Origin of the sequence: Sporolactobacillus kofuensis (assembly GCF_024125425.1) — a bacterium.
In the GTDB taxonomy this organism is placed as follows: domain Bacteria; phylum Bacillota; class Bacilli; order Bacillales; family Sporolactobacillaceae; genus Sporolactobacillus; species Sporolactobacillus kofuensis.
On sequence record NZ_JAMXWN010000010.1, the window covers coordinates 126,976 to 137,090 of the forward strand.

General features: G+C 45.3%; 9 protein-coding genes. 8 read left to right on the forward strand and 1 reads right to left on the reverse strand.

The window, feature by feature from the left end:
• Nucleotides 1-64 precede the first annotated feature (64 nt).
• The 5 genes from NIE32_RS09775 to NIE32_RS09795 all read left to right on the forward strand — a co-directional run bounded on the left by NIE32_RS09775 (nucleotide 65) and on the right by NIE32_RS09795 (nucleotide 6,159).
• Nucleotides 65-1,186 carry a PLP-dependent transferase gene (locus tag NIE32_RS09775; protein WP_253076699.1) on the forward strand — a complete coding sequence of 374 codons (1,122 nt, stop codon included), beginning with the start codon at nucleotides 65-67 and terminating at the stop codon, nucleotides 1,184-1,186.
• On the forward strand, nucleotides 1,179-2,366 hold the full coding sequence (gene metC / locus NIE32_RS09780) for a cystathionine beta-lyase (RefSeq protein WP_253076700.1): 1,188 nt from the start codon (nucleotides 1,179-1,181) through the stop codon (nucleotides 2,364-2,366). The genes NIE32_RS09775 and metC overlap by 8 nt, the downstream gene beginning before the upstream one ends.
• Nucleotides 2,366-4,228 carry a bifunctional homocysteine S-methyltransferase/methylenetetrahydrofolate reductase gene (locus NIE32_RS09785; protein ID WP_253076701.1) on the forward strand — a complete coding sequence of 621 codons (1,863 nt, stop codon included), beginning with the start codon at nucleotides 2,366-2,368 and terminating at the stop codon, nucleotides 4,226-4,228. Before metC ends, NIE32_RS09785 begins: the two co-directional genes overlap by 1 nt.
• 513 nt (nucleotides 4,229-4,741) lie before the next feature.
• Nucleotides 4,742-5,047, forward strand: a complete 306-nt coding sequence (locus NIE32_RS09790) for a Dabb family protein (protein WP_253076702.1) — start codon at nucleotides 4,742-4,744, stop codon at nucleotides 5,045-5,047.
• Nucleotides 5,048-5,256: 209 nt separating this feature from the next.
• A complete protein-coding gene (locus NIE32_RS09795; RefSeq protein ID WP_253076703.1) occupies nucleotides 5,257-6,159 on the forward strand; it encodes a DUF1002 domain-containing protein in 903 nt (300 codons plus the stop codon).
• Nucleotides 6,160-6,302: 143 nt separating this feature from the next.
• On the opposite strand, the gene NIE32_RS09800 is transcribed toward NIE32_RS09795, so the two are convergent.
• A complete protein-coding gene (locus tag NIE32_RS09800; RefSeq protein WP_253076704.1) occupies nucleotides 6,303-6,929 on the reverse strand; it encodes a DedA family protein in 627 nt (208 codons plus the stop codon).
• Between the two features lie 265 nt (nucleotides 6,930-7,194).
• Here NIE32_RS09800 and NIE32_RS09805 point away from each other — a divergent pair, with 265 nt between their 5' ends.
• From NIE32_RS09805 to NIE32_RS09820, 3 genes are all read left to right on the forward strand, one after another.
• Entirely contained in the window at nucleotides 7,195-7,944 is a 750-nt protein-coding gene (locus NIE32_RS09805; RefSeq protein WP_253076705.1) for a DsbA family protein, read from the forward strand.
• A 286-nt stretch (nucleotides 7,945-8,230) separates the two neighbouring features.
• Nucleotides 8,231-9,187, forward strand: a complete 957-nt coding sequence (locus tag NIE32_RS14270; protein WP_290443561.1) for a peptidoglycan-binding protein — start codon at nucleotides 8,231-8,233, stop codon at nucleotides 9,185-9,187.
• A gap of 558 nt (nucleotides 9,188-9,745) precedes the next feature.
• Nucleotides 9,746-10,009: a late competence development ComFB family protein gene (locus NIE32_RS09820; protein WP_253076706.1), complete on the forward strand. Its 264-nt coding sequence runs from the start codon at nucleotides 9,746-9,748 to the stop codon at nucleotides 10,007-10,009.
• Nucleotides 10,010-10,115: the final 106 nt, after the last annotated feature.

Here is a 10,115-nt window from a genome sequence, read left to right on the forward strand (position 1 = left end):
TCCTCAACAAAATCACAGTGAGATGAATAAACAGAACGAATCGTTCTGAGAGGAGAGATGCGAGATGACATCATACAAGACGGAAACAAAATTGACACAAATTGGAAACGGGTTCGATGAACTGGGCGCTGTCAACGCGCCAATCTATCTATCTACTGCCTATAAACATGAAGGAATTGGTATCTCAAAGGGCTATGACTATACACGCACCGGCAATCCGACACGGTCCATTTTGGAGAAGGCGATCGCCGATATTGAAGGCGGTCAAGAAGGATTTGCCTGCAGCTCGGGGATGAGCGCGATTCAGCTTGTTTTCTCATTATTCAGTTCCGGCGATCATATTATTGCTTCAAGAGACTTGTATGGCGGTACGTTCCGCTTTTTTGACATTCTCAGCAACCAGTACCACTTATCCTTTTCTTATTGGGATGGCGAGCACCTCGATGATTTGACCGACCTTGTCTGTCCGGAAACAAAAGCGATTTTTATTGAAACACCGACCAATCCGCTGATGCATGAAGTGGATCTCTCAAAGATTTCCAGACGAGCAAAGAAAAATGATCTGTTGCTGATCGTCGACAACACCTTTTATACACCGATTCTGCAACGGCCGATTGAGCAAGGGGCTGATCTTGTGATCCACAGCGCGACTAAATATCTCGCCGGACACAATGATGTTCTGGCAGGACTTGTGGTATCGAATGAGACAAAAATTACCGAAAAACTGCGCCTTTATCATAATTCATGCGGCGTCGTACTTGGTCCGTTTGATTCCTGGCTGGTGATTCGTGGCCTTAAGACACTAGCACTGCGTATGCGCCAGCATCAGGACAATGCACGCCGGATTGTCGCCTATCTTGAAACACAACAGCAGGTTACCAAAGTGCTGTATCCGGGTAAAGGTGGCATGATTAGCTTTGAATTAAAATCGTCCGATCTTGTTGAGCCTTTTCTCACGGCATTGCACTTGATCACCTTTGCGGAAAGCCTCGGTGGCGTGGAAAGCTTGATTACTTATCCGGCGACGCAGACCCACGCAGATATTCCAGAGGAGTTGCGCTTGAAATACGGGCTGTCGAATTCACTACTCCGATTATCAACGGGGATTGAGCATCCGGATGATCTGATTGGCGACCTTGACCAGGCTTTTCAAACCTTGAAGACAGGAGTGGCAGCTCATGAATAACTCGCTTCATTTTTCTACCAGGCTAATCAAAGAAACGCTGGGCGTCGATCCGCAAACCGGGGCGGCCAATGTACCAGTTTATCTGTCATCGACCTTTCACCAAAAGGATTTCGACCAATTTGGAAAATACGATTATACACGCTCAGGCAATCCGACGCGGGATGCTCTGGAAGAAGCGATTGCTGCTCTTGAAGGCGGCAAACGCGGGTTTGCTTTTGCTTCCGGCATGGCAGCAATTTCAACCGCATTTTTGCTGCTATCGGCCGGCGACCATGCGGTGGTACCGAAAAACGTTTATGGCGGTACATTCCGAATTTTGACCCAGGTGCTTGGACGGTTCGGGATTGAGCATACTTTTGTTGATACGACCAATCTCGATGAGATCGAGCAAGCAATTCGCCCAAATACTAAGGTGATTTATGTGGAAACGCCGTCAAATCCGACGCTGTGCGTGACTGATATTCGTGCGGTTGCCAAACTGGCAAAAGCGCACCGATGTTGGACCTTTGTTGATAACACGTTCATGACACCGGTTTTTCAAAAACCGCTTGAACTCGGTGCTGATCTCGTACTGCATAGTGCAACAAAATTCATTTCCGGGCACAGTGATGTTGTTGCAGGCCTCGCTGTTGCCGGATCGGAAGAAATTGCCGATAGACTCTATTTTCTACAAAACGCGTTTGGTGCCGTGCTTGGTGTCCAGGATTCCTGGCTACTGCTTCGCGGATTGAAGACGCTTGATGTGCGCATCCGCAAATCAGCGGATTCAGCGCAGCGCATTGCCGAATTCTTCGCGGTGCAGCCTGATGTTCATCAAGTTTTCTATCCGGGTCTTGCTGACCATCCTGGCGCAGAACTGCATGCTGACCAAGCATCATCTGGAGGCGCTGTGCTTTCTTTCGAACTTGAAAATGAAGCAAGTGCACGGGCGTTTGTCAATCACGTACACTTGCCGGTTTTTGCGGTCAGTCTCGGCGCGGTGGAATCGATCCTATCCTATCCGCCAAAAATGTCACATGCAGAGTTAAATGAAGAAGAACGCGAGCAGGCTGGCATTGGCAGCGGACTGTTGCGCCTGTCCGTCGGCCTTGAAGATGCAGATGATTTGATTCGCGATTTTGAGGGTGCACTCGCCAATGTTCATGATCAGAAGCTGGTGATCGTGAGGAGTGGGGACTAATGCCATTACCGATTCGAGAGGTGTTGAAAAAGCGAATTCTCATTGGCGATGGAGCAATGGGGACGTTACTCTACTCCTACGGCATTGACCGATGCTTTGAAGAACTGAATGTATCCCAGGCGGAAGAGGTAGAGCATGTCCATGAAGCTTATATCAGTGCTGGAGCAGATGTGATTCAAACCAATTCCTATGGTGCAAACCGGACGAAGCTTGCGCGCTATGGCCTTGAGCATGAAGTTGGTCGTTTTAACCGCGCGGCGGTGCGGCTGGCGAAACAAGCGGCCGGACCGGAAACATATGTGTTCGGGACCATTGGTGGTATCGGCGGCTTTCAAAAACAGTCCGTTGAAAGCAATGCTATTTATTCTGGATTTCGTGAACAAGCAGACGTACTTCTTGATGAAGGGGTCGATGGTCTGCTGCTTGAAACCTATTATGATCTTGACGAACTGCGCCAGGTGTTGCAGATAGCGCGCGGCATGACCGATTTGCCGATCATTGCCCATGTGTCGATGCAGGAACCGGGGGTGCTGATGAACGGTCTGCCGCTGACTGATGCACTGACTCAGTTGGAGGCGCTTGGCGCAGACATTGTCGGTACCAATTGCCGACTTGGTCCTTTTCATATGATTGAAGCATTGCGCGGCATCCCGTTACCAAAGAAAGCATTTCTGTCCGCATATCCGAACAGTAGTCTACCCGACTATCGAGAAGGCAAGCTGCACTATGAAAACGAGCCCGCATATTTTAAAAAGTATGCTGTGGACTTCCGCAATGAAGGCGTTCGGCTGCTCGGCGGCTGCTGCGGGACGACACCGGTACAGATTCAGGCGTTTAAAGAAGGCATAACAGAACTGGAACCCTTGCATTCCAAGGTGGTCGAGGCGCAGCCAGAAGTCATTAAAGTGCGTACTCCCGGCAACGTTCCCGAATCACCGCTTTATCAAAAGGTACTTGACGGCCGTTCGGTATTTGTTGAATTTGATACGCCTCGCCATTTGAATACCAGAAACTTTTTCGAAGGCATTCAAGCACTTGAAGAGGCTGGTGCGGATGCGATTACCATGGCTGATAATTCACTGGCATCGCCGCGTATCAGCAACACTGCGATCGGCAAATTGATAAAAGACCGGTTTCATGTGCCACCGCTTGTGCATCTGACTTGTCGGGACCGCAATTTGATCGGTTTACAGTCCCATTTACTCGGTTTGCATGTGCTCGGTCTACATGATCTGCTTGTCGTTACTGGGGATCCGACGAAAATCGGCGACTTTCCCGGGGCAACTTCTGTGTATGATGTATCATCGATGGAACTCATCAAATTGATCAAACAATTTAACCGCGGTATTTCCTATTCGGGTAAGAGCCTGAAGCAGCCGACGCATTTCCGCATCGCCGCGGCGTTTAATCCAAATGTGCGGAATCTGGATCGTGCTGTTCAGCGGGTGAAACGCAAAGCAGAATGCGGTGCGGATTACTTCATCTCGCAACCGGTTTTTGACAAGCAACGGATTATTGAAATTAGTGAAGCAGCACGCGATATCAACGTGCCGATTTACATCGGCATCATGCCGCTGACCTCGGCGCGCAATGCTGAATTCCTTCACAATGAAGTGCCAGGCATCCGCTTGCCGGATGACGTGCGGGCGCGCATAGCATCGGCCGGTGGAAAGGAGGAAACACGCCGTGTCAGTCTGGACATCTGTCGCGAACTGATCGATATTGCGATGGCACATTTCCGCGGCATCTACTTGATCACGCCGATGGATCACTATTCGATGAGTGTTGAATTGATTAAATATATTAAACAAAAGGAAAAAATCCTCGCGACCCAGAAAAATGGCGCCAGAGTAATTTTATAATAAAAGCAGATTCATCGATTAAGAGGAAACGCCTGTTCAGAAATCCGTGATGAGTGAGCCATGAGCAGTGCTGGGCACGTGTTTAATCCGGGTAAACTTGAATTTAATCCGTGAAAAATCCGGAACGATCTGTGAAAAGGTGCGCCTAATCCGGGAATCGGGACTGAGCTCAATTTTAATCCGTGAAAAATCCGGAACGATCTGTGAAAAGGTGCGCCTAATCCGGGAATCAGGACTGTGCTCAATTTTTATCTGGGAAAATTCAGAGCAATGCAGGGAAAATGGTTCTATATTCGGTAATGGTTTTTAGGCACGTGCTTAATCTCGGCCAAATAAAATCTGCGTGACAATCGGTATCTCATCTCAGCTCTAAGTCTAGATTCCAATTTCGCCAAATGCATGGTGTACCCTTTTCTCAATCTGTGTAAAGTTCTCTAAAACTTCGAAGTTAGGAAAAAAAGGTGCTATCATAAGGACGAATGAATGATAAAAAGTTAGAAAAGAGGGTAATTGATGATTGAACATATTGTGTTATTCAAATTCAGCGATGAGACAACAGAAGCTCAGAAGATCGAAGGCGCACGCAGGTTACGTGATTTGAAAAATCAATTGCCCGGTATTCTTGATATCCAGGCCGGGCAAAATTATTCGGATCGTGGCAAAGGGTATACTATGGCTTTGACGACTCGGTTTCGTTCAAAAGATGACCATGAATTTTACACGCCTTCACCGGAGCACCAAGCCTGTGTTTCTTATCTGAAGGAAATCGGTATGATTGATTCGCTTGCGATTGACTTCGAAATTTCTGATGTAGATTAAACCAATTGATCGTCATCTCGTGCATTGTCAAATAAGAGAGCCTGAAAGGAGTAATCAACTTGTTTCAGGCCTGTTTTTTCATTATTTATGGAAAAAGTTTCTCACTATGGACGTGCACAGCAACAGATATTTAGCGAATAGCTAGAGGTAAGACGTATATTGACGAGGAAACATGTGATTTTTGCATGATTCCGGGAGGGAACATGATCATGAATTTTAAAAAAATTGGGATGCTTGTTCTTGCTACACTAATTGCTGCAACGGCTTTCGGACCATCAAAGGCGTTTGCTGATGCAGCACCAGGCGATGTGATTGTGACGCTTGGCGCAAATCTGACGCCAGATCAACGACAATCGATGCTTAATGAGATGGATGTTGATGAGAATTCTGCTCAGATCGTCACCGTTAATAATAGTGAAGAACATAAGTATTTGGATAAATATCTATCTCAATCTCAAATTGGCACGCGGTCGATTAGTTCATCGAAGATTACTATTGAAAAATCAGGTTCTGGGTTGACGGCAAGTACGCATAATATCACGTATGTTTCCAAAGATATGTACATCAATGCACTGGCAACTGCCGGAGTAAAGGATGCTGATGTATATGTCACTGCACCGTTCCCAGTATCAGGTACCGCTGCATTAACCGGTTTGATCAAAGCTTATGAGGCAAAGACCGGAGAAGTTATTCCAGAAGCCAAAAAACAAGTGGCTAATGAAGAAGTAGTAACCACTGCCGAACTTGGCAATCAAGACAATATTGGTAAGCAAAAAGCAGCAGATTTGGTGACAGCGATTAAGGATAATCTTGCAAAAAATAAACCGAGTTCTCGAGCGGATGTTGAGCAAGCCGTACGAGATGCTGCCAATCAAGTTAATGTAAAGCTTAGTGATGCCGACGTCCAGAAATTAGTTGATCTCTTCGATAAGATGCGCACACTTCATATTAACTGGGGACAGGTTGGGAACCAGATGCAGCAGCTTAAGGATCAAGTCAGTCAGCTGGCCAACTCAGATCAAACAAAAGGATTTATGGCTCAAGTATTTCAAGCAGTCGGTGACTTCTTTTCTTCCATATTTAATGCCCTATCTTCATTAGTTCAAAAATGAAATCAATGACATAAGGTGTCTCAACAGTCGTTTTTCTGACTGAGGGGCACCCTTTCTATAAGCTAAGAAAGTATAAAACCTAGGCATAAACAGTCAATCAAGCGCGCAAGTAAGCGTATAAGGTCCCCTTGAATGAAACGTATTCAGGTCACATTTTTGTTCGATCCGTTGCGCCTTTTCCGGATTTTAACAATCGTAATGATCACAAAGCCGATAAAGAGTACACCACCTATAAGAATGAGATGGAACATCCTTAATCCGAGCAATTGATGAATCGGATTCCCCATGAAATAACCCAGCACCAGAAAGAGTGTTGACCAGATCAATGCACCAAGAAGAGTTGCGAGCAGATAGGATGCGAATCGTGCTTGACTCAGCCCTGCCAAATACGGATTAATTTGGCGAATGCCCGGTATAAAATAACCTCCGATGATTGCGAGAACAGTATGGCGTTGAAAACGATCCTGCGCCGCCTTCCATCGTTTTGATGATAAACCTATGTATTTGCCATAGTTCAATAGAAAGGGTTCACCGATGTAATAGCCAAGAAGGTAGGCGCAGACCATGCCTGAGGATGCACCAAGTACGGCCATCAGGATGCAGAGTGACAAGCTAAGCCGATAATCAGATGAGGCAATTTGGGAAAGCGTAACGCCGACAAAAACCAGAAAAGACTCTTCTGCAGCTGGAATGCCGATCAAGCCACAAAAGAGAAAAAGAAAGACAACAAAATACCCATACGTGTAAAATAGTGATTGAATGTGTTCCATATAAGCCCCACCTAATCGAAATAAAAACGGTGCAGATCGTACAGGAGTAGTATCGTCAAAATCATGCATAAATAGAGCAACATTTTTTTCGCAGTGATTTTCTATCATTTTTTAGGAAATAAATGAGACTGTTTGCTCGCAGACAGTCCGGACAAACTGATATGATTAAGTATCAAAAGTTTTTTCTGCTGTCTGACAGTAGAGAAGGATTAATTTGGAAGATAATAGGTACATAACAAAGCAAACAAACAAGAGAGGCGAGACAATGGCAGACAACAAGCAGCCCAACCAGAAATCAGCAAATGAGAAAAGCAAGGATCCAAAGAAAGGCCGGATTGTCATCTTTAGCTCCATTGTTGTAATTATATTAATTGCAGCGATTGCAGCCATGATTTTCAGTAATTTGCATAATAATGAGGCAAAACCAAAGAAAAAGCAGCCGACACATCGCACAGAACAGATGACACGTATCGATTATACGGGTCAACCGTTTATTGGGAGCAGTAATGCACCGGTAAAAGTTGTAGAGTTCGCAGATTACCGTTGTCCGTATTGCAAAGAGTTTGAAGAAAATGTAATTCCGGATCTTGAAAAGGATTATATAAAGACCGGAAAAATTAGCCTTTACTTTATCAATGACCCAATCCTTGGTCCTGGTTCGGTACTTGCGGCAAACGCTTCGGAAGAAGTCTACCATCAGAATCCAAAAGCGTTCTGGGCATTTCATAAAGCGGTTTATGATGCTCAGAAGAGTGAGAAGGAACAGTGGGTGACGAAGAAATTGTTAACCACAATCGCGAAAAAAACGGTGCCGTCCATCGACATCAAAGCTTTTCAAAATGCCCTTGATACCAAATCGCGACAAAATGAGGTGGACAAAGATACAAGCCTTGCAGATTCTTTGGGTGTCCCGGGAACGCCGGTTCTCTTTGTCGGCGATCAAATGATTGAGAATGGACAGGATTACACAGTATTAAAGAAAGCGATCGATAAAGCATTAGCAGAAAACAAATAAGCATCGCTCATCACTAAGATAAGGAAGGTGTCTCAAACGTCTAATGACGGTGAGACACCTTTTAATATGGCCGTTTTGGAAAAAGCGCTCGGGTAGCGAGACTTCTGCGGGTCGGCTCGGCGGAAAGAGAGCAACCATCGTGCAGCATAGGTTGAATCCTCTTTTGGGACAGTCTCTTTATGTTTCAGCGCTTTTTGAAGAGCATGTCCTGTAATATGATTGTAAAGTATGTTCTTTCGTCCTTCTTCATACTAGTAAAAAAGAAAAGGGATGGGAGGAGACATCAATGTATCATGGGACCGCATTCGCAAAAAGCGCTGCAGTTGCTGCGACGTTTACATCGACTTTTTTACTATTGCCGCACTATGCAGCCGCACATTTAAACAATGATACTGTCCTATACAAAGGGATGCACAGCGACGAAGTCAAAACCATTCAATCCATCTTAAAGATGACAGGCGACTATCCACTCACTAAATCGACCGGTTATTTTGGAAGTCATACTGAAAAAGCCGTCAAGCAGTTTCAGAAATCAAATCATCTGGATGAAGATGGTATGGTTGGGGCAAAGACTAAACAGGCATTGATTGCCTACATTGACCAGAATATGGATCTACTATACAGAGGCTCTAAAGGGACACAGGTGGCCTATCTTCAAGAAATGTTAAAAGAAATTGGTTTTAATGGATTACCGGTTGATGGCTATTTTGGGGCACAGACAGAGAATAGTATCTTCGCATTCCAAAGAGTAACGGGGATTCAAGTGGATGGGATTGTTGGTCAGCAAACCTGGGCACAGATTGAGGAACGGTTGAAGAATCCGAAACCTCTGCCGGAAAAAGTATCCTCTGCATCGATGGCGACTCAAGTAAATGAGAGACAGAATCAACCCGGTAACAATCAACCCGAAAAATCGACGCGTGTGATCCGCAAAATGGAGACCGTGTCGGCAGTTAGGGAATTTTATGCGAACAGTACTGCTTATACGGCTCATTGTACCGGCTGTTCCGGAACGACTGCGACTGGCATCGATTTGATCCGAAATCCGAATGCAAAGGTGATCGCGGTTGACCCATCGGTGATTCCACTGGGCACAAGGCTTTATGTAGAAGGCTATGGCTATGCAGTTGCGGGCGATACCGGAGGCGCAATTAAGGGACGGAAGATTGATGTGTTTTTCAATAATAATACCGATGCATTGCAATGGGGCAGACGCACAGTAAAGGTCAAAGTTCTCGATTGAAGGATTTCCTAGGGCAGAGAGGCATCGCCGAAACAGGCGGTGCTTCTTCTTGATAGACAAGAAAGAAGAAAACTTTTTAAAAAAATGGAAACGAAAATGCGAGACCTTGCGGAGCATTCCGGTTGAACACAGGCTAAAGGAGATCCCGCAGACATTTGCCTGTTCGAGGAGTCTCCCAGACTGCCCGGGGAAAACGAGCAACCGAAGGGTCATTAAAACACAAAGTTAGGTGACTTAACCAGATTAAGAGTGACACTCAAGGACCGGGCTTAGCCCGGTTTTTCTTAAAAGACAAGAAAGTATTACCACTTTGCTCAAAAAGATTAATGGACAAGCACAAATAAAGAGAGAATATTACCATATTTTTCTTGAGAGATCATTACAACTGTGCTAGGATTCAGAGGAAAAGCACGTGCACTCGATGATCAGGTTGTCATCAAGATCAATCATCGATACACACCAAACAAGAAAAATAGTCTGAATAACTTCGCCATATAAAGGCTTGGCAAAGCCAAAGTTTCTTTAAGAGCTGTTTACCTGAAGAAAGAAGGAACAAGCATGCCACTACATAATGTTATGGAAGACGCAGTTAAGGATCTTCTTGAGAAACATTGGGAGAATCTTTCTGTATCCTGTCATTGTGAATTATGCAAAGCAGATGTGTATGCGTTAAGCCTGAATCGTCTCAAGCCTCATTACGTTAGAAATCAGGCGGGCAGCATGTATGCAAAAGCCGATTTGATGACTACTCAAGCACGAGCAACTATTTTAACGGCAATTACCGAGAGTGCCAAGGTCGTATCTGCTTATCCACATCATTAGTGAACTTGGTATTATGTTTCAGACCTTGGAACCGACGAATGATGCCTGTGTTCATAATATCGCCAAGACACTAAGCGATTCATCGATACATGAAAAATCCCCGCTG

What these genes read in the sequence shown, in the direction of transcription:
- NIE32_RS09820 (WP_253076706.1), top strand. Translation starts at nt 9,746, where the DNA reads ATGCCACTACATAATGTTATGGAAGACGCAGTTAAGGATCTTCTTGAG.
- NIE32_RS14270 (WP_290443561.1), top strand. Translation starts at nt 8,231, where the DNA reads ATGTATCATGGGACCGCATTCGCAAAAAGCGCTGCAGTTGCTGCGACG.
- NIE32_RS09805 (WP_253076705.1), top strand. Translation starts at nt 7,195, where the DNA reads ATGGCAGACAACAAGCAGCCCAACCAGAAATCAGCAAATGAGAAAAGC.
- NIE32_RS09800 (WP_253076704.1), bottom strand. Translation starts at nt 6,929, where the DNA reads ATGGAACACATTCAATCACTATTTTACACGTATGGGTATTTTGTTGTC.
- NIE32_RS09775 (WP_253076699.1), top strand. Translation starts at nt 65, where the DNA reads ATGACATCATACAAGACGGAAACAAAATTGACACAAATTGGAAACGGG.
- NIE32_RS09785 (WP_253076701.1), top strand. Translation starts at nt 2,366, where the DNA reads ATGCCATTACCGATTCGAGAGGTGTTGAAAAAGCGAATTCTCATTGGC.
- NIE32_RS09795 (WP_253076703.1), top strand. Translation starts at nt 5,257, where the DNA reads ATGAATTTTAAAAAAATTGGGATGCTTGTTCTTGCTACACTAATTGCT.
- NIE32_RS09790 (WP_253076702.1), top strand. Translation starts at nt 4,742, where the DNA reads ATGATTGAACATATTGTGTTATTCAAATTCAGCGATGAGACAACAGAA.
- metC (WP_253076700.1), top strand. Translation starts at nt 1,179, where the DNA reads ATGAATAACTCGCTTCATTTTTCTACCAGGCTAATCAAAGAAACGCTG.